The sequence below is a fragment of the Promicromonospora sp. MEB111 genome, assembly GCF_030209445.1.
Lineage (GTDB): Bacteria > Actinomycetota > Actinomycetes > Actinomycetales > Cellulomonadaceae > Promicromonospora.
Window position 1 is genome coordinate 54,979 of sequence record NZ_JARVSD010000028.1, and the last position, 19,216, is coordinate 74,194.

At 73.9% G+C, this 19,216-nt stretch carries 13 protein-coding genes; 6 read left to right on the forward strand and 7 right to left on the reverse strand.

What is annotated here, in order from left to right:
- Window positions 1-34: 34 nt before the first annotated feature.
- Together cysC and QRN56_RS26120 are read right to left on the reverse strand one after the other, a co-directional pair.
- Window positions 35-1,357 carry an adenylyl-sulfate kinase gene (gene cysC, locus QRN56_RS26115; protein WP_285108227.1) on the reverse strand — a complete coding sequence of 441 codons (1,323 nt, stop codon included), beginning with the start codon at window positions 1,355-1,357 and terminating at the stop codon, window positions 35-37.
- Window positions 1,354-2,418 (reverse strand): sulfite exporter TauE/SafE family protein, encoded by a 1,065-nt coding sequence (locus QRN56_RS26120; RefSeq protein WP_285108229.1) that lies wholly within the window; start codon window positions 2,416-2,418, stop codon window positions 1,354-1,356. The genes cysC and QRN56_RS26120 overlap by 4 nt, the downstream gene beginning before the upstream one ends.
- Window positions 2,419-2,657: 239 nt before the next feature.
- Here QRN56_RS26120 and QRN56_RS26125 point away from each other — a divergent pair, with 239 nt between their 5' ends.
- The 4 genes from QRN56_RS26125 to QRN56_RS26140 all read left to right on the forward strand — a co-directional run bounded on the left by QRN56_RS26125 (window position 2,658) and on the right by QRN56_RS26140 (window position 8,117).
- Window positions 2,658-3,533 carry an inositol monophosphatase family protein gene (locus QRN56_RS26125; protein WP_285108231.1) on the forward strand — a complete coding sequence of 292 codons (876 nt, stop codon included), beginning with the start codon at window positions 2,658-2,660 and terminating at the stop codon, window positions 3,531-3,533.
- 3 nt (window positions 3,534-3,536) lie between these two features.
- Window positions 3,537-4,439: a sulfate adenylyltransferase subunit CysD gene (cysD, locus tag QRN56_RS26130; protein WP_285108233.1), complete on the forward strand. Its 903-nt coding sequence runs from the start codon at window positions 3,537-3,539 to the stop codon at window positions 4,437-4,439.
- Window positions 4,439-5,761: a sulfate adenylyltransferase subunit CysN gene (cysN, locus tag QRN56_RS26135; protein ID WP_285108234.1), complete on the forward strand. Its 1,323-nt coding sequence runs from the start codon at window positions 4,439-4,441 to the stop codon at window positions 5,759-5,761. Before cysD ends, cysN begins: the two co-directional genes overlap by 1 nt.
- Window positions 5,762-5,954: 193 nt before the next feature.
- A complete protein-coding gene (locus tag QRN56_RS26140) occupies window positions 5,955-8,117 on the forward strand; it encodes an acyltransferase family protein (protein WP_285108236.1) in 2,163 nt (720 codons plus the stop codon).
- 68 nt (window positions 8,118-8,185) lie between these two features.
- On the opposite strand, the gene QRN56_RS26145 is transcribed toward QRN56_RS26140, so the two are convergent.
- Window positions 8,186-9,679, reverse strand: coding sequence for a S8 family peptidase (locus tag QRN56_RS26145; protein WP_350224614.1), 1,494 nt, complete (start codon window positions 9,677-9,679; stop codon window positions 8,186-8,188).
- A gap of 197 nt (window positions 9,680-9,876) precedes the next feature.
- On the opposite strand from QRN56_RS26145, the gene QRN56_RS26150 reads away from it, so the two are divergent.
- Both QRN56_RS26150 and QRN56_RS26155 read left to right on the forward strand, forming a co-directional pair.
- Window positions 9,877-11,988 carry an acyltransferase family protein gene (locus QRN56_RS26150; protein WP_285108240.1) on the forward strand — a complete coding sequence of 704 codons (2,112 nt, stop codon included), beginning with the start codon at window positions 9,877-9,879 and terminating at the stop codon, window positions 11,986-11,988.
- A 57-nt stretch (window positions 11,989-12,045) separates the two neighbouring features.
- Entirely contained in the window at window positions 12,046-13,407 is a 1,362-nt protein-coding gene (locus QRN56_RS26155) for a CHAP domain-containing protein (RefSeq protein WP_285108242.1), read from the forward strand.
- On the opposite strand, the gene QRN56_RS26160 is transcribed toward QRN56_RS26155, so the two are convergent.
- The 4 genes from QRN56_RS26160 to QRN56_RS26175 all read right to left on the reverse strand — a co-directional run bounded on the left by QRN56_RS26160 (window position 13,408) and on the right by QRN56_RS26175 (window position 19,215).
- Complete coding sequence (locus tag QRN56_RS26160) at window positions 13,408-14,391, reverse strand: acyltransferase family protein (protein WP_285108244.1); 984 nt, start codon at window positions 14,389-14,391, stop codon at window positions 13,408-13,410.
- Window positions 14,392-14,402: 11 nt separating this feature from the next.
- Window positions 14,403-16,739 (reverse strand): acyltransferase family protein, encoded by a 2,337-nt coding sequence (locus tag QRN56_RS26165; RefSeq protein ID WP_285108246.1) that lies wholly within the window; start codon window positions 16,737-16,739, stop codon window positions 14,403-14,405.
- 206 nt (window positions 16,740-16,945) lie between these two features.
- Window positions 16,946-18,658, reverse strand: a complete 1,713-nt coding sequence (locus tag QRN56_RS26170) for a dipeptide ABC transporter ATP-binding protein (protein ID WP_502928842.1) — start codon at window positions 18,656-18,658, stop codon at window positions 16,946-16,948.
- Window positions 18,655-19,215: a GbsR/MarR family transcriptional regulator gene (locus tag QRN56_RS26175; RefSeq protein WP_285108248.1), complete on the reverse strand. Its 561-nt coding sequence runs from the start codon at window positions 19,213-19,215 to the stop codon at window positions 18,655-18,657. The genes QRN56_RS26170 and QRN56_RS26175 overlap by 4 nt, the downstream gene beginning before the upstream one ends.
- Window position 19,216 lies beyond the last annotated feature (1 nt).

Below are 19,216 nucleotides of genomic sequence, written 5' to 3' on the forward strand. Positions count from 1 at the left end.
GACCTTTTCGCCGGTCACGCCGATCCGCGCCGCGTCAGTCCAGCAGCGCCAGCAGGTGGCGGCGGACCTGCTCCACCGCGTCCGGGACCGGGACGTCGGTGGTGTCGATGACCAGGTCGGCGTCGTCGGGCTCCTCGTAGGGCGACGAGATGCCCGTGAACTCGGCGATCTCGCCGGCGCGGGCCCGGGCGTAGAAGCCCTTGCGGTCGCGGGCCTCGCACACCTCCAGCGGCGTGCTGACGTGCACCAGGACGAAGTGCGCCCCGGCCTCCTCGGCGAGGGCGCGCACCCGCGCGCGGCCGGCGGCGAACGGCGCGATCGGCGCGGCGACGGCGATGCCGCCGTGCCGGGCCACGAGCGCCGCCACGTAGCCGATGCGCTCCACGTTGGTCTCGCGGGACGCGCGGTCGAACCCGAGCCCCTTCGACAGGTGCTGGCGCACCTCGTCGCCGTCGAGCAGCGTGGTGCCCAGGCCGTCGTCCTCCAGCTCGGCCGCCAGGGCGCGCGCCACCGTCGACTTGCCCGAACCCGACAGGCCCGTGAAGAACACGACGGCGCCCCGGCGGTGGGCGCCGCTCGCGGCGCGGGCCAGCTCGGCCGCCGAGGCGGGCGGGTACAGCGCCCGGACCGCCTCGTCCCGCACGCCGGGCAGGGCCGCCACGCGCTCGGCCGTGGCCGGCGAGCGGTGCGCGGCCAGCCGCTCGACGCGCGCCGCGCCGTAGGCGGCCGCCACCTCGTCGAGGGACGGGTCGGCGGGCCCGGACCACGGCACGACGACGGTGATCACCCGCGCGCCGGTGCGCTCGGCCAGGGTGCCGGCCAGCCCCTGCGCCGCCCGCACGAGCCCGGGGGCGCCGACGACGCCGGGCTCGGGGGCGCGGCGGGCGACCGGCACGAGCAGCAGCACGGTGCCGGGGGCGGCGCCGTCCGGCACGGTGCTGCGGCCGGGGGCGGTGGCGCCGCCGGGGGCGAGCGCGACCGCGGCGTCCGACTCCTCGCGGGTCGGCACCTCGGTGACGAGCAGGCCGACGCTCGCTCCCGGGCCGTCGCCCAGGCCCGCCCGCACCTCGCGGGCCGGACGGCGCACGGCGGCGTCCCACTGCGGCCCGATCGCCGCCGCGAGGGGCTTGAGCGGTTCGACCGCGGGCGCCTCGCCGGCCCGGGCCGTGAGGCGGGCCAGCGGCGTGTTCTCGGCGTCGGTCAGCACGACGTCGGTGGGCGCGTCGTTCGGCGCGGCACCCGCGGGGCCGTCCTGCAGGGCCGCCACGAGGGCCGACGGCGGGAGCGCGCCGCCGAGGGTGAGCTCGAGGACGTCCAGCTCGTCGTCGGACAGGACGCGGGCGGGGGAGTCGGTCATCGGTGCGGGCTCGTCTCTGCCGGGTCGTCGGCGGTGTCGGGTGCTGGTGCGGTCGGGGATCCGGCCGTGGGACCGGCCGCCGTCCCTGCCGGTGGTCCGGATGGTGGGCCGGTCGGCGGACCGGCCGGGGCCGGGTCCTCGTACGTCGAGTCTGCTACGGACGCCGGCGGGGCGGCGCCGAACCGGCGCCTGACCCACAACCACAGAAGGTTGCCGAACACCAGGGCGGCGCCCGCGGCGCCCAGCACCACGGGCAGGCTCGCGCCGAGCAGCTTGAGCGCGGACGCGAGCAGCAGGATCGCCAGGGCGCGCCGGATGATGCCGCCCGGCGCGCGGGACGACACGTGGGCGCCGAACCAGGCGCCGGGGATCGCGCCGACGAGCAGGGAGGTGGTCAGCCCGAGCGAGAAGTCGCCGTACAGGATGTGGCCCAGCGACGCCGCCGCCACGAGCGGCACGGCCTGGACCAGGTCGGTGCCCACGAGCTGGGACGCCTTGAGCGCCGGGTAGAGCAGCAGGAGCACCACGATCACCACGGAGCCGGCGCCGACCGACGTCATGCCCACCAGGAGCCCGGCCACGGCGCCGAGGACCACGGTGGGCACGGGGCGGACCACGAGCTCGCGCGGCGCGGACGCCGGCGTCGGACCCTCGCCGAGTGCCGAGCGGCTCCGCACCATCTGCAGCACGGCGCGCACCACGAGGCCGCCCGACGCGATGAGCAGGGCCACCCCGAGGATCGTCTGGAGCGCGGAGTCGAGCGAGTCGCCGAACGGCAGCGCCTTGATGAGCAGGGCGCCGGAGAACGCGGCGGGCACCGAGCCGACGCAGAGCCACAGCACGAGCCGCAGGTGCACCGTCCCGCGCCGCAGGTGCACGATCGCGCCGGCGGGCTTCATGAAGAGGCTGGCGACCACGTCGCTGGAGACCGCCACGAGCGGGTCCACGCGGAAGACGAAGATGAGCATCGGCGTCATGAGGGCACCGCCGCCCATGCCGGTCAGACCGACCACGAAGCCGACGGCGAGGCCGCCCAGGACCAGGGGAAGGTCGATGCTCATCCCGCGCGGACCTGGGGCCGGGCGCCGACCGTCGCCTTCCCGATCAAACTCATCGGAATAGTAGTCATTAGCGCTCCCTGCTGCCGGTAGTGATGCTTACTGGTCCACTGGCGCTGGATCGCATGGCGGAATGGTAGCCTCGGCGCGTCCGCCGGACTGCACCTGTGGCACCTTGGCCCCCTGTCGAGCGTCGCGTCAGGACGGCCGGATCTGCCGGAAGCCGTCCACCCTGGAGACCGATGAACGCGCTGTCCCCCACGCTCCCTCCGGCGTCGCTCGACGACGACGCCCTCGCCCGCGCACTCGCCCAGGGAGCGGCAGAGGTGCTCCTCGCGCTCCGCGCGGAGGTCGACGCCGCCGGCGGCGCCTTCGTCGCCAAGGAGCTCAAGGACGCCGGTGACGCCGCCGCCCAGGCCTGGCTCGCGGCCGCGCTGACCGCCGCCCGGCCCGCCGACGCCGTCCTCTCCGAGGAGGCCAAGGACGACGCCGCTCGCACCGCCGCGGACCGGGTGTGGATCATCGACCCGCTCGACGGCACGCGCGAGTTCGCCGAGCGGCACGCCGACGGGCCCCTGGCCGGGCAGTGGCGGGACGACTTCGCCGTCCACGTCGCGCTCTGGGAGCGGGGCGCAGGCCTCACCTCCGGCGCCGTCGCCCTGCCCGCCCGCGGGCAGGTCCTGACCACCGCGGACGGCATCGTGCCGGGCGACGACTCGGCCGCCGTCCTGTCCGGGGACCGGCCGCTGCGGATCGCCGCGAGCCGGAGTCGCCCGCCCGCCTTCGTGGCCGCCCTGGCCGAGCGCGACGACGTCGAGCTCGTGCCGATGGGCTCCGCCGGGGTCAAGGTGCTCGCCGTCGCCGACGCTACCGTTGACGCCTATGTCCACGGGGGTGGGCAGTACGAGTGGGACTCCGCGGCCCCTGTCGCCGTGGCCCGGTCCCGCGGTCTCGTCTGCACCCGTGTGGACGGATCCGAGCTCCGGTACAACCGGGAGAACCCCTGGCTCCCCGACCTGTTCGTATGCCCCCCGGCACTGGCTCCGCGCCTGCGCGAGCTGCTCGACACCGTAGGTGTCGCGTCCGTGGTCGGGGCAGATAGCAAAGAAGGTGCTTGAGGAGTGAAGAGTCACGTCCTGAGCCAGCTGCGCAGCCTGGAGGCCGAGAGCATCCACATCATGCGCGAGGTGGTCGCCGAGATGCAGCGGCCCTGTCTGCTGTTCTCCGGCGGCAAGGACTCCATCGTCATGCTGCACCTCGCGGTCAAGGCGTTCGCCCCCGCGCGCGTCCCGTTCCCGATCATGCACGTCGACACGGGCCTGAACTTCCAGACCGTGCTCGACTGCCGCGACCGCTGGGTGGACCGCACGGGCGTGCAGCTCGTGATCGCCTCCGTCCAGGAGGGGATCGACCGGGGTCTGGTGCAGGAGGAGCCCAACGGCTCGCGCAACCGGATCCAGACGCCGGTGCTGCTGGAGGCGGCCGAGAAGCACGGCTTCGACGCCCTGTTCGGCGGCGGCCGCCGCGACGAGGAGAAGGCCCGCGCCAAGGAGCGCGTGTTCTCCTTCCGCGACGACTTCGGCCAGTGGGACCCGAAGAACCAGCGCCCCGAGATCTGGAACCTCTACAACGGCCGCGTGCACCAGGGCGAGTCGATCCGGGTGTTCCCGCTGTCCAACTGGACCGAGCTGGACATCTGGTCCTACATCGAGGCCGAGAACATCGACCTGCCCGACCTCTACCTCGCCAAGGAGCGCGAGGTCGTGGAGCGCAGCGGAATGCTCTACGAGGTCAACGACTTCACCCCGCTCAAGGACGGCGAGAGCGCCCAGGTGCTGTCGACGCGATACCGCACCGTCGGCGACGCGAACCTCACCGCCTGCGTCGAGTCCGCCGCGGTCACGCTGCGCGACGTCGTCGAGGAGGTGGCCGCCGTCCGGCTCACGGAGCGCGGCGCCACGCGCGGCGACGACAAGGTGAGCGAGGCCGCCATGGAGGACCGCAAGAAGGAAGGCTACTTCTGATGACGACGACTCTTCCGGACGCGGGCGAGGCCGCCGGGGCGCACCACGAGGTCGTCAGCGGCGACCTCCTGCGGTTCGCCACGGCCGGCTCCGTCGACGACGGCAAGTCCACCCTGATCGGCCGGCTGCTGTTCGACAGCAAGTCGATCTTCGCCGACCAGCTCGAGTCGGTGGAGCAGGTCAGCCGGGACCGCGGCAACGACTACGCGGACCTGTCGCTCCTGACGGACGGGCTGCGCGCCGAGCGCGAGCAGGGCATCACCATCGACGTGGCGTACCGCTACTTCGCGACGCCCAAGCGCAAGTTCATCATCGCGGACACCCCCGGCCACATCCAGTACACGCGGAACATGGTCACGGGCGCCTCGACGGCGGACGTGGCCCTCATCCTCGTGGACGCGCGCAAGGGCGTGGTGGAGCAGTCGCGCCGCCACACGTTCCTGGCCACGCTGCTGGGCGTGCCGCACGTGGTGGTCTGCGTGAACAAGATGGACCTCGTGGACTACGACGAGCAGGTCTTCGAGAAGATCCGCGCGGAGTTCACCGAGTTCGCCTCCCGCCTGCGCGTGCCCGACCTGACGTTCATCCCGGTGTCCGCCCTGGCGGGCGACAACGTGGTGACGCGGTCCGAGAACATGCCGTGGTTCGACGGCTCGCCGCTGCTCAGCCACCTCGAGCGGCTGCACGTGGCCTCCGACCGCAACCTGGTGGACGTCCGGTTCCCGGTGCAGTACGTGATCCGGCCCCAGCAGAACGACACGCGCGACTACCGCGGCTACGCGGGCACGGTCGCGTCCGGCGTCATGAAGCCCGGCGACCGGGTGCTGGCCCTGCCCGCGGGGCTGGAGACCACCATCGCGTCCATCGACACGGCCGACGGTCCCGTCGAGGAGGCGTACCCGCCCATGTCGGTGACGGTGCGCCTGGCCGACGAGATCGACATCTCGCGCGGCGACATGATCTGCCGCCCGAACAACGCCCCGACGGTGACACAGGACGTCGACGCGCAGATCTGCTGGATGGACGAGTCGGCCGCCCTGGTGCAGGGCAAGAAGTACGCGATCAAGCACACCACCCGGTGGGCGCGCGCGATGGTCAAGAACATCAACTACCGCGTGGACGTGAACACCCTGCACCGCGACGAGGAGGCCACGGAGATCAGGCTGAACGAGATCGCGCGCATCCGCCTGCGCGTGACCCAGCCGCTGTTCGTGGACTCCTACCAGGCCAACCGCCAGACGGGCGCGTTCATCCTCGTGGACGAGGCGACCAACAAGACCGTCGCCGCCGGCATGATCGGCGGGGCCGCGCACCAGTACTGAGTCACCTCCGGGTCACCGCTCGGGCGGGGTCCGGCCAGCGCTGGGTGCGTCCACCCGGTCCTGATACGCTCCGCAGCGCCAGAGGGCCGCCGACCTCGGTCGGCGGCCCTCCGACGCTGCCGAAGTGGTCCCTGGCCAGGGCGCTCGTCCCCTCCGCCGGACCACACGCTCCGTGCACCGACCCGGAGGATCAGTGACCGTTGTCTCCGACCCGCTGCCGCCCTCGGGCGTGACGGCGGGCCCGGCCGGTGCGCCCGACGACCGGCCGCTGCCGTTGGCCGTCGTCCGGCCCCGCGCGAGCGCGCACATCCCCGAGCTGCACGGCCTGCGCGGCCTGGCCCTGGCCCTCGTGGTGACGTTCCACCTGTTCGGCAACGGGCGGGTCTCCGGCGGCGTCGACGTGTTCCTGGTGCTCTCGGGGTTCCTGGCGACCGGCTCGCTGCTGCGCCGCGCCGACACCCGGAGCCTGCGCCTCGGCGAGCACTACGGGCGCACGTTCGCCCGCCTGGTGCCCCCGGCCCTGCTGGTGCTGGCCGCGACGGCGGCCCTCACCTGGTGGGTCCTGCCGCGCGGTACCTGGGTGCAGACCGGCCGTGAGCTCCTCGCCTCCGCGCTGTACTACGTGAACTGGGAGATGATCGCCGGCCAGCTCTCCTACGGCGCGGCCGGCCCCCAGACCAGCCCGCTGCAGCACTTCTGGTCGATGTCCGTCCAGGGGCAGTTCTTCCTGGTCTGGCCCGTCGTGGTGCTGCTCGTGGTGGCGGTCGCGCGCCGGCTGTGGATCAGCTCGCGCGACCTGCTGCTCGTGGTGGTCGGCGCGCTGACCGTGGCCTCGTTCGTCTTCGCGCTGAACCTGCACGGCACGGACCAGCCCGTCGCCTACTTCCACTCCTGGGCGCGGTTCTGGGAGCTGGGCGTGGGCGGCTTCCTCGCCCTGCTGCTGCCCTGGCTGCGGGTGCCCCACGGCCTGCGGCCGCTGCTGGGCTGGGCGGGGCTCGGCCTGGTGGTCTCCAGCGGCTTCGTGCTCGACGGCGGCGTGCTGTTCCCGGGGCCCTGGGCCCTGTGGCCGGTCACGGGCGCGCTGCTCGTGCTGCTGGGCTCCGGCGGAGGCGCCGCCTGGGGGCCGCGCCGGCTGCTGCAGGTGGCGCCCCTGCGCTTCGTGGCGGACATCTCCTACGCGCTCTACCTGTGGCACTGGCCGCTGCTCATCGCCTACCTGCACCACGCCGGGCTGGACCGGGTGGACCCGCTCGGCGCCGCGGCGATCATGGCGGTCTCGGTGGCGCTGTCCTGGCTCACCACCAAGCTGGTGGCCGATCCCGCGCAGCGGTTCCGGGAGGCGGTGGGCGGCGCGCGTGCGCTCGTGGCGACCGCGGTCTGCGTGTCGCTGGTGGCGGGCGGCACCGTCGTCGGCATCCGGCTGCTGGAGCGGCAGGACGCCGCCCTGCTCGCCGCCGCCGAGGCCGCCGCGCAGGCGGACGCGCGGGCCTATCCCGGGGCGCTCGCCCTGAGCCCGGCGCACGGCGCGGACGTGCCGGACGACGTCGAGGTGCTGCCGGCGCCCGCCGTCGCCGCGCTGGACCTGCCCGCCGTCGACGACGACGGCTGCATCCAGGAGAACGTGGTGAACCCGGGCACCGACGTGCCGATGACGTGCACGGTCACCGACTCGCCGGACGCGGACCACCTTGTGGTCATGGTGGGGGACTCCCACATGATCCAGTGGGCGCCGGCCATGGCCGAGGTGGGCAGCAGGGAGAACTGGGAGGTGCTGCTCCTGGCCCGGCGTGGCTGCCGCCTCGCGGCGCCCGTGGGTCCGGTGGACCCGGCGGACATGTGCTGGTCGTGGCGGATCAACGCGCTGGAGCGGCTCGAGGAGCTGCGGCCCGACGCCGTGGTGGTGATCGGCAGCCGCACGTCGACCACGGAGCCGGGCGACACGGTGATCCCGGCGGAGGCCCGGGCCTGGCGGCAGCTCGCGAACGCGGGCATCCGGGTGGTCACCCTGCGCGACAACCCCCGGTTCGGGTTCCAGGTGCCCGCGTGCGTGGAGCAGCACGCCGACAGCGTGAGCTGCGCCCGGGCCCGCGCGGACGTGTACTCGCCGGTCAACCCCGTCGAGGACGCCGAGGGCGTGCCGGACTCGGCCGTGCACCTCGACCTGACCCGGTACATCTGCGGGGACCAGCTCTGCCAGGGCGTGGTGGGCAACGTGCTGATCTACCGCGACGACAACCACATGACCGCCACCTACGCGGGGACCCTCGCCCGCCCGCTGCACAACGCGCTGCGGGCCAAGGCGCAGTGGCTGTTCGTGGACCCGATGAAGCCCCCGGCGGTGCGCACCCGCTTCTGACCCCCGAACGTGTCAGACCCTCAGATCCCCGGAGGGATCTGAGGGTCTGACACGTTCAGGGCGCGGCGTCAGCGGTCGACGGCGTCCAGGGCGTCGGCGATGCCGTCACCGTAGAAGCTGTTCTCCGCCGGCGTGCCCACGCAGGCCGGTCCGGCCGTCGTGGTGGTGCACTCGTGGTCGTCGGCCTGGGCCCGGACGGCCGCCTCCAGCCGGGCGGGCGACCAGCGCGGGTGCGCGGACTTCAGGAGCGCCAGCACGCCCGCGACGTGCGGCGACGCCATCGACGTGCCGCTCTTGAGGCCCCACGTGCCGTCCAGCTCGGTGGACAGGATCGAGCTGCCCGGCGCGGAGACGTCGATCTTGCCGAGGCCGCGGTTCGAGAACGAGCTCAGGTTGCCCGCCTGGGTCAGCGACGAGACGGACACGACGCCGTCCAGCTCGGCGGGGATCTCCTCGCAGCCCGAGTTGATGACGCGCTGCACGGCTGCCGAGTCGTTCGGGCTCGACGCGTCGGAGGTGTTGTTCGCCAGGTCGGTGGCCGCGTTGCCCGCGGCGGCGGCGTGCACCACGCCCCGCGCGGTCGAGAACTCCACCGCGCGGCGCACGGCCTCCTTGGCGGCGGCCTGGTCGGGCTGGTCCTCGCACCAGTACATGAACGGGTCCACGTAGTACGAGTTGTTCGTGACGTCCATGCGCTCCAGGCCGGCCCAGACGAAGCCGCAGACCGCGTACTCGGGGTAGATGTAGCCGTCGTCGTTCACGACCTTGACCGAGGCCAGCTTGACGCCCGGGGCCACGCCCACGATGCCGGTGCCGTTCTGCGCCGCGGCGATGGTGCCGGCCACGTGCGTGCCGTGGTCGGACGTGGTGGGCAGCCAGCCGGTCGCCGACAGGTCGGGCCTGCCGCCGTCGGTGCAGTTCACGGACTGGTCGGCGTCGACCTGGGAGGCCAGGTCGGGGTGCGCCGCGTCGATGCCGGAGTCCAGCACGCCCACCGTGACACGCGACGACCCGGGGTTCACCTCGATCGCCTGGTCGGCCTTGATCATCTCCATGTCCCACTGCGTCACCTCGCCCGGGTCGGGGTCGGCCGCGGTGGAGCGGGACGGCCCGTCGACGGTGCCGCCCACGGAGCTCTTCTGCCCCTTGCCCACCACGGACCGGCTCTCCTTGGCGCCCGCCGGGGCGTCGGTGCCGGGCGTGCCCTCGGTGGGGGAGACGGTGCGCGTCGCGCCGACCGACTCGATGACGCCGAGGCGGTCGAGCGCCACCACGTCCTCGCGGAACGAGCCGTTCGCGGAGTGCACCACGACGACGCCGATCTGCGGCCAGCTCTGCACGACGACGCCGTCGGCGCGCTTGACCGCCTTGGTGGCGAGCGCCGTCTGGGCGGCGCCGGCCCGCTCCGTGTTCACGACGTACGAGAACAGAGCCCCGTCCGGCGTGACGATCGGGACGGGGGTCGACTCGGGCTCGTCCGCGGCGCCGGCGACACCGCCGAGCGCGGTGAGCGCGAGCGTCGTCGCCGTGGCGACGGCGAGTGCTCGACGGGAGTGGGACATGCGCATGCTTCACTCTCCAGTGGCTGAAAGTTCGAGTCCCCCTGCGGGACCCCGTAGGGCAACCTACGCGTCCTGACCAGGATCGCCATCGCATCCGCACATCTGAGACGGACGCGAAACACGAAATTCTTCACCCCACTGTTTCTGTGGGACACTCGGCCCCGTCCTTGCCCCCGAAGCGAAGAGTCTGACACTCCATGACGGCAACGACGACGGCACCCGCCGCCACTGAGGACCGCGCCTCCACGACGTCCGAGGCCCCCGTCCGCACCCGCAAGTTCCGTCCCGAGGTCCAGGCACTGCGAGCCCTCGCGGTGCTGCTCGTGGTCGTCTACCACATCGATCCCGCGGTCCTCCCGGGCGGCTACATCGGTGTCGACGTCTTCTTCGTGATCTCCGGGTTCCTCATCACGGGCCACCTGTGGCGCGAGGTCTCGACCACGGGATCCGTGAGCCTCAAGAAGTTCTGGGCCGCCCGCGCCCGGCGCATCCTGCCCGCCTCGGTGGTCACCACCGTCGGCGTCATCGTGCTCTCGCTCGTGCTGCTGCCGCCCTCCCTCGTGGAGTCGTGGTGGCGGCAGGCGCTCGCCTCCGTGCTCTACGTCGAGAACTGGGCGCTCGCGGCCGAGGCCGTGGACTACCAGGCGGCCAGCAACGACCCGACCGCGTTCCAGCACTTCTGGTCGCTGGGCGTCGAGGAGCAGTTCTACCTGGTCTGGCCGCTGCTCGTGCTGCTGGCCGTCGGGATCTGGGGCGGCGCGCGCCGCGGCGTCGTGGTCAAGGACCCCGAGTCGCTGCGCCGCGTCCTGCTGGTGATCTTCGGCGTGGTGGGTGTCGCCTCCCTGGTCTGGGGCGTCCGGCAGTCGCTCGCCGACGACCCGGTGGCCTACTACTCGACGCTGACCCGCGTCTGGGAGCTCGCCGCGGGCGGCATCCTGGCGCTGCTGATCCGGGACACGCAGCGGTTCGCGCCGCTGCGCAGCACGATGGCCGTGTTCGGCGCCGCGACCATCGTGGCGGCCGCGTGCCTGTTCGACGACGGCACCCCGTTCCCCGGCTTCGCCGCCCTCGCGCCCGTGCTGGGCGCGTGCGCCGTGATCCTGGCGGGCCGCACCACGGGCCCGGGCTCGCTGCGCACGGTCACCGAGTCGTGGGGCGTGCAGCGCATCGGCGACATCTCCTACTCGCTGTACCTGTGGCACTTCCCGGTGATCGTGTTCTTCGGCGTCTACACCGGCCGCGACCCCCGGTTCACCGACATCATGGTGATCCTCCTGGCCTCGTTCTCGATGGCCATCGCCAGCTACGCCCTCGTGGAGCAGCCGGTGCGCGCGTCGCGCTGGTTCCGGGCCGACGGGCGCATGCTCGTGACCGCCCTCGTCGCGATGCTCGTCGTGGCCGGGCTCACCCTGACCCTGCCGTGGCGGGTGCAGGGCATCATCGAGCGCTGGGACCACAACGCCCAGGAGGCCGCGGGCGAGGCGGACCAGACCATCCCCGAGGGGATCCAGCGGGACTTCGCGCCGTTCGTCGACGGCAGCACCGCGATCTCGCCCAACCCGATCAAGGCCGCACAGGACAAGAGCCCCGAGGTCGACGCCTGCCAGGCGGGACAGCGGGACTCCGTCACGACCCCGTGCGAGTTCGGCGCGACGGAGGACCCGACGGCGACCGTGGCCGTGGTGGGCGACTCGCACGCGGCGATGTTCACCGAGCCGCTCGTCCAGGTCGCCACGGAGCGCAACTGGCGCGTGGTCACGTACCTGCACTCCGCCTGCCCGTACAGCGCCGACTCGCGCAACGGCGCGAGCCCGGAGATCGACGCCTGCAACGCGGCCAACGCGCAGACCCGGGCCGAGCTGCGCGAGCTCGCGCCCGACATGGTGGTCACCACCTTCCAGGAGTCGTACTCGCTCGCCCCGCGCGACGGCGAGGAGCACTCCGGCGCCGCGGGCCTCGCCGAGGTCTGGAACGAGCTCGCCGACCTGGGCTCGCAGGTCGTGGTGCTGCGGGACACCCCGCACGCCCGGGACGACGTGATCGAGTGCGTCACCGAGAACTACACGGACCCGACGCAGTGCGACCAGCCGAGGAGCGACGCCCTGGGCGGCCGGGACACCGTGCCCGGCGCGCTGGAGGAGGCGCCGCGGGTCACGTCCGTGGACGTTCTCGACTACTTCTGCGACGAGGAGACCTGCCCCGCCGTGATCGGGAACGTGCTGGTCTACCGCGACCCGAACCACGTGACACGCACCTACATGACCGAGCTCACCGACCGGCTGCGCGAGGCGCTGCCCGCGCGGCTCTGACCGGCCGGGTGCGCGTTCGTCCTGCGCGTTCCGCGGGTCGGACGTAGCCTGCCGGACATGTGGCGATCTTTCGCTCGGCAGCCCGGTGCGGGGACGGACCGGGTCGCCAGGGGCGCGCGGACGACGCCACGGCACGCGGGGCGGACCGGCCCGCGCCGGCCGCGCCGCTGGGTCGGCACGGCGCTGGCGGTCGCGCTGCTCGTGCCCACCACGGGTGTCGCGGCGAGCACGACCGCGGCCGGAACGCCTGCCGGCGGGACCGGGGCCGGAGCGGCGCGCGCCGCGGCGCCGGGCACCACGGTCGACGCCGTCGCCACCGCCGCGCGGTCGAGCGCCCTGACCGGCGCCGTCACCGAGCGGCGGCTGCGCAAGGGCGAGACGTTCTGGATGTTCGGCCGGCTCACGGTGAGCGGCTCACCGGCGCGGGGCCGCGCCGTCGTCGTGCAGAAGAAGCGGATGGACGAGTCCGGCTGGCGCACGGTGGGCACGGACACCACGAACCGGTCCGGGCGGTACAGCGTGCGCGTGCGTGCGGGCGCCGTCTACGAGTACCGGGCGATCTACCGCGGCTCGTCGAGCGCGCGGTCGTCATGGACGGCGCGGATCGGCGTCGGGTTCACCACGGCGGACCGGACCATGACCTCCCGCGAGCGACAGATGGGTGCCGCGATCGGCAGGCCGACGTCGGGCCACCGGCAGGTGACCCGCACCGTGGTGTCCCGCTCCTACGAGAAGGGGATCCTCGTCAAGGTGACCCGCTCGGGGCGCGACCGCACCTGGTGGGTGCACGGCGGCATCCTCGGCGAGTACCGGCACCTGGGCGGCGCCACGGGCCGCATGGGCGCCCCGGTGATGGACCCGCTGTGCGGCCTGGCCCGCGGCGGCTGCGTGCAGCGGTTCGAGGGCGGCGTGCTGTACTCCAACGGCGACGGCGCCGAGGCGGCGACCGGGCTGAAGGGTGCACTGGGCGAGGTGGTGGCGGCGGCCCGGTCCCAGGTGGGCTACCGGGTGCGGTACGACGGCGACAACGGCTCGCGCTACGACTGGTACAGCAAGTACAACGTGTGGGCGCGCACGAACGCGCCGTGGTGCGGCCTGTTCCAGTCCTGGATCTTCAAGGCCTCCGGCCACGCGGGGCTCGTGCCGCAGTCCACCACGTGGGGCGCCTACAAGGACTCCGTCCGGCGCAAGCTGCCCACCGGGTCGACCCCGCGGGTCGGAGCACTGGCCTTCGTCTCCTACATCGCCTCCGGTGCGGCGTCGCACACGATGTTCGTGGTGCAGGTGGACGGCTCGCGGATCAAGGTGATCGACGGCAACACGGGGGGCGGCGGCGCGCTCCCGTCGGGCGTCCGCGGCGTCGTCGAGCACTGGGTGCCCGAGTCCCAGGTGCTCTACTACGCGTACCCGCGGTACTGACTAGCCGAGTCTGCGTGGCCGACGGCGCCACACGCCGACCCGCTCCAGGACGCCCGCCACGACGCAGCTCGCCACCAGGATCGCGACGGTCACGGCGGCGCCGAGCGCCATCGAGCGCGCCCAGCCGATCTCGGGGGTCTGCAGCGCGTCCGTGACGAACGGGTGCAGCAGGTACACGTACAGCGAGTACTGGCCGACCGTGCGCAGGCCCTCGCCGACGATCGGCAGGGGTGTGCGCAGGGCGTCGCGGAGCGCCGGCACGCACAGGGACGCGCCGATCGACAGCACGGTGAACGCGGCGACGCTCCACCACGGCCCGGCGGCGTCCGAGGTGTAGACCCAGCTCCGGGCCACGAGGCCGACCGCGACCACGGGCAGCACCCACGCCAGGGCGAGGCGCGGGAACCACCCGTTGCGCACCGCCACACCGAGCAGGATCCAGACGAAGTACCCGGCGTACCGGGCGTCCACGTTGTCCAGGACGACCTGCGGGACCAGCTCCTTCAGCGGCGTCTGGAACAGCAGCGCACCCGCGACGGCGGCCAGGCCGAGCGCCGCCCGGGCGGCGACGGAGCGGTTGAGTGCCGGGCCGAGCAGGCGCAGCAGCAGCACGCTCAGGAACAGCATCGGCACGTACCAGAGGTGGAACGACGGGCGCAGCAGCAGCACCTCGACGAACGACCGCACCGAGTCGAAGGCGTCGGGCTCCTGCACCGCCAGCCACAGCACGCTGACCACGAGCCAGGCCGCGATCATGCGCTTCCAGTAGTGACGCAGCAGCTCGCCCCACGGCCGGGTGCCGAACCGTGCCATCGAGATCATGTACCCGGACAGGAACAGGAACATCGGCATGTGGAAGCCGTAGATCATCCACTTGGCCCACGACTCGCCGACGCCCTGCCAGAAGGTGTGCCCGAAGATCACGAGCACCATGAGGATGCCCTTGAGCTGGTCCGGTCCCGGGTCGTGCTGCGTGCTGCTCATCGCCGCAGAGGTTACCCCGGTCCGGTGCTCCGCCCGTCCTCGAACAGCCAGGGCGCGCCCGACCGGAGCTGCCGCCCCACGGCGGGCGTGAGGGTGCGCACGTACGTGTCGGTCAGGTGGTCGTCGTCGCGGTAGACCAGCACGTTGCCCACCACGGCCGCGCACACCTCGGGCCCGCAGATCGAGTCGGTGAGGTCCAGGTGGACCGCGGACGCGGGCACGCCGGGCGCCGTCGGCGCGGGCGAGACGGCGGCGAGCTGCTCGGCACGGGGACGCCCGCAGGCCTCCGGGAAGGTCGTGGTGTCGAGGCACTCGGGCACGAACCACTCGAAGCGGGGGTTGTCGCGGACGGTCACGACGCGGATCCCGGCGTCGTCCAGCGTGCGCCACGCGCCCACCTGGCCGGGCAGCACCTGCTCGGGCGAGCCGTCCTCGTACGTGCGCGTGCCGATCACCACGACGGCGTCCGGGCGGGCCGCCACCAGCGCGGCCAGCGCCCGCTCGTTCCACGTGGCGCACGACGGCGGGGGCACCGGCCCGGCCGACCCCTCACCGCCGCCCGACGTCGCGAGGCGGCACCCGTGCTTGAGCATCTCGCGCAGCTCCCAGCCGTGCGCCCGGGCCAGCGCGGCGAACGCCTCCTCGTACTGCTGCTCGTGCGACGCCCCCGCGAGGTAGAGGACGGCCGCCGGGTCGGCCTGCGCCACGATCGTGCACTCCAGCAGCTCGGACCGGTCGCCGCCCTGCGCGCAGTCCGGCCGGTCGGGATGGTCGTCGTAGGCCACCCACGTGGCGGGCCGGAACGGGACGGCGTCCAGGCCCCGGGGAGGGTCCGCGTCGGGCGCGCCCGGGGCGAGCACCGCGGCGCCCGGATGGTCCGGCGAGGGCGCCAGCAGGTCGTCGACGCTCTGCCGCACCGTCACGTCGTGCGCGGTGGCCGCGGCCTGGGCACCGCCCAGCATCAGCACGGCGGCGCCCGCCAGCACGGCGAGCGTCCGCCTGCCCGACGGCGGCGCGGCGGCCCGGGAGGTCACGTCGCCCGCCAGGTCGGCGGGGCCGGGTCGATGGGCCGGGTCGGCGGGGCCGACGGCGCTCGCGGGCCGGCGTGCGGCCAGGCGTGCCGTGACGTGGGCGAGCAGCGGCTCGGCGACGTACCGCGTGGTGAGCCAGGCGAGCCCGGCCGAGACCACGAGCACCCCGGCCGCGGTCAGAGGGCTCGCGCGGTGCGCCCCCGTCGTCAGGAGCCAGAACACCAGGACCGGCCAGTGCCACAGGTACAGCGCGTACGAGACGCGCGCGCCGAGGCGCAGCGGGGCGCTGTCCAGGAGCCGCTCGACGCCGTGGGACGGATGCCCGGCGGGGCGGGCTCCCGCCGTCGGCCCCGGGGCGGTCGCGATCAGCACCAGCGCCGCGCCGCCGACGGGCACGAGGGCCCAGGCCCCGGGGAACACGTCGGCGCCGTCGACCAGGAAGCCCGACCCCACGACCAGGGCGAGGCCCGCCCACCCGAGCAGACTCCGCACGCCACCGAAGCGGGCGGCGGCCTGCACGGACGGTGCCGGGGCGACGCGCCCGGCCCGGGCCATGGCGCGGCCGGGGTGCGGGAGGAGCAGGGCGAGCAGCGCGCCCACGCCGATCTCCCAGAACCGCGTGAAGGTGCTGAGGTAGGCGACCTGCTGGTCCGCGTGGACGAGCCACAGCGCGTGGGCGAACGACGTGGCGGTGGCCGCAGCCGTCACCGCGGTGACCAGGCGGCGGGGCGGCAGCGGGGTGCGGCCGGCCCACGCGCGGCGTCGGGCGACGGCCACCAGGCCCAGCACCACCAGCGGCCAGACGGCGAAGAACTGGCCCTGCACGGAGAGCGACCAGAAGTGCTGCAGCGGGCTGGCGTCGGGTCCGGCCGCGCCGTACGCGAGCGCGGAGTGCACCAGCTCCCAGTTCTCCCAGAAGGTCGCGGCCGCGCCGACCTCGCGCAGCCCCGCCGACCAGCGCAGCCGGGGCGCGAGCGTGAGCAGGGCGACCGTGACGGCGGCCAGCACCACGAGCGCCGCCGGGAGCAGGCGCGCGAGCGTGCGGGCGTAGTGCGCCGCGAGCCGGAGGGTGCCGGCCTCGGCGCGTCGTAGCAGGGCGGCGGTCGCGAAGTACCCGGACAGCACCAGGAACACGTCGACGCCGCCCGAGACCCGGCCCTGGCCGAAGAGGTGGAACGCGACAACGAGGAGCAGGGCGAGACCGCGCAACCCGTCGAGGGCGCCGACCCGCCCGGTGGCGCCGACCTGCCCGGTGGTACTGACCTGCTCGGTGGCGCCGGCTCGTGGTGCTGCGCCGGCGGGGTGAGGTAGGGGCACGGCGGCACGCTAGGGCCCGCGCCTTACGACGGGGTTGACCGCAGGTCACGGCCGGATCTCGGCTGCCGGTACCGGCCCCGGTTCAGCAGGCGGTCCGCGACCGTCAGCGGGGTGCACGCGGTCGTGGACCGCCTGCTGAACCTCCGTCAGCCCACGGCCGCTCAGCCCACGGCCGCTCAGCCCACGGCCGCTCAGCCCACCGCCGCTTAGCCCACGGCCGCTCGGCGGGCCGCCTGTTCGGCCGGGTCCGGGACCGGGGCCGCCGCCAGGAGGCGTCTCGTGTAGTCCTGCTCCGGGCGGCCGAGCACCTGGGCGCGCGCGCCCGTCTCCACGAGGCGGCCCCGGTGCATGACGGCGACGCGGTCGGCGAGCTCGTCCACCACCGCGAGGTCGTGGCTGATGAACAGGCAGGCGAAGCCTAGGGACTGCTGCACCTGGCGGAACAGGTCGAGCACGGTGGCCTGCACGGACACGTCCAGGGCCGACGTCGGCTCGTCGGCGATGAGCAGGTCCGGGCCCAGCGAGATGGCCCGGGCGATCGAGACGCGCTGGAGCTGGCCGCCCGAGAGCTCGTGCGGGTACCGGGACACCCACGACGCCGGGAGCTCCACGCTCTCCAGCAGCTCGGCGGTGCGCCGTTCGAGCTCGGGTCCGCGCAGGCCCGCGTGGACCCGCAGCGGCTCGGCCACGGACTCGCCGATCGAGTAGCGCGGGTTGAGCGACGCGGCGGGGTTCTGGAACACGACCCCGATCCGGGCCCGGGCGGCGCGCACCGTCCGCGGGGTGTCCTGGCCCGGGCGGGTGCCCACCACCTCGACCGAGCCGGAGGTGACGGGCGCCAGCCCGAGCGCGCAGCGGCCCATCGACGACTTCCCGGAGCCGGACTCGCCCACCAGCGCGACGATCTCGCCGGGCTGCACGCTGAGGGTCACGCCGTCCACGGCACGCACGGCGCGGCCCCGCCGGTCGCGGTACTCCACCACCAGGTCGTCGAACGCGAGGGCGGGCCGGCCCGCGCCGTCGGCCCCGCTCGGGCGGTCCGGCGTGCCCACGCGGGGCACGGCCGCCAGCAGCTCCCGGGTGTACGCCGCGCGCGGCGCCTCGAAGAGCCGCCGCACCGGCGCGGTCTCGACCACCTCGCCGCCGCGCATCACGACCACGCGGTCCGCGAGGTCCGCGACCACGCCCATGTCGTGCGTGATCAGCACGATCGACGTGGCGACCCGCTCGCGCAGCCGGCGCAGCACGTCGAGCACCTCGCGCTGCACGGTGACGTCGAGCGCCGTCGTCGGCTCGTCCGCGAGCAGCACCTCGGGGTCGCAGGCGAGCGCCATCGCGATCATCACGCGCTGGGCCTGGCCCCCGGAGAACTGGTGCGGGTAGAACTTCAGGCGCTCTGCCGGGTCGGGCAGCTCGACCAGGCGCAGCAGCTCCACGGACCGTTCCCGGCGCTGGGCACGCGTGAGGTCCGGCGCGTGCCGCCGCAGCATCTCGTCGAGCTGGTAGCCCACGGTGAACACGGGGTCCAGCGCACCCGACGAGTCCTGGAAGACCATCGCGACGCGGCGCCCCCGCACGTCCTGCAGCGCGCGCCGGTCGAGGCCGATCAGCTCGACCCGCTCCTGCCCGGCCCCGCCGAGGAGGGCGCTGCCGCCCACTTCCGCGTGCCGGCCGAGCAGCCCGAGCAGGGCGAGCGACGTGACGCTCTTGCCCGAGCCGGACTCGCCGACGACGGCGAGCACCTCGCCCGGCAGCACGTCGAACGACACGCCGCGCACGGCGTGGACGTCGGGGGCGTGCCCGTCGTCGACGCGGAACGTGACGGTCAGGTCGCGGACCTCCAGCACCGGGGAGGTGCCGGACGACGGGCTGGGCTCGGTCTCGGGCGAGGGGCCGGAAGCGGTGGCGACGTCGGTCACGGTTCTCCTGTTCCGTCCGCCGGCTGGGCGTCGCGGTACGCCTCCCAGTCGGCGAGCATCTTGCGGTGGTACCCGGCAAGCCATTCCATGTAGTTGCGCGCGTTGACGAGGCGCTTGTGGGGACCGTCGGCGTCGCCCGCGATGGCGAGCCCGTCGTCGATCACGTTCCGCAGGTGGGACAGGTAGTTCCGCTCGCCCGCGAGGAAGCTGCCCCAGATGTCGTCCTCCACGCGGAAGTAGTGCTGGCGGTCGCCGAGCACGGAGTGGCGCTTGATGAACCCGGCCTCGGCCAGCCGGCGGGTGCCGGTGGACACGGCCCCGGCGCTGGCCTTGAGCAGCCTCGCGATCTGCTGCGCGGACAGGTACGGCCGGTCCATGATCATGAGGAGCGCGATGATCCGGCCCTCCATCCGTGGGCTCCACGTCAGGGCGAACTGCTCCACGAAGTGCTCCGCGGCGGTATCGAGCAGGGGCTCGTCGGCGCCATCGGCGGGCAGGTCGGCGGGCAGGTCGGTGGGCTGGTCCGCGGGCTGGTCAGCGGGGGTGTGGCTGCTCATG

Coding starts and splice junctions, on each gene's coding strand:
- QRN56_RS26150 (WP_285108240.1), top strand. CDS start 9,877: ATGACGGCAACGACGACGGCACCCGCCGCCACTGAGGACCGCGCCTCC.
- QRN56_RS26145 (WP_350224614.1), bottom strand. CDS start 9,679: ATGTCCCACTCCCGTCGAGCACTCGCCGTCGCCACGGCGACGACGCTC.
- cysN (WP_285108234.1), top strand. CDS start 4,439: ATGACGACGACTCTTCCGGACGCGGGCGAGGCCGCCGGGGCGCACCAC.
- QRN56_RS26175 (WP_285108248.1), bottom strand. CDS start 19,215: ATGAGCAGCCACACCCCCGCTGACCAGCCCGCGGACCAGCCCACCGAC.
- QRN56_RS26160 (WP_285108244.1), bottom strand. CDS start 14,391: ATGAGCAGCACGCAGCACGACCCGGGACCGGACCAGCTCAAGGGCATC.
- QRN56_RS26120 (WP_285108229.1), bottom strand. CDS start 2,418: ATGAGCATCGACCTTCCCCTGGTCCTGGGCGGCCTCGCCGTCGGCTTC.
- cysC (WP_285108227.1), bottom strand. CDS start 1,357: ATGACCGACTCCCCCGCCCGCGTCCTGTCCGACGACGAGCTGGACGTC.
- QRN56_RS26125 (WP_285108231.1), top strand. CDS start 2,658: ATGAACGCGCTGTCCCCCACGCTCCCTCCGGCGTCGCTCGACGACGAC.
- QRN56_RS26155 (WP_285108242.1), top strand. CDS start 12,046: ATGTGGCGATCTTTCGCTCGGCAGCCCGGTGCGGGGACGGACCGGGTC.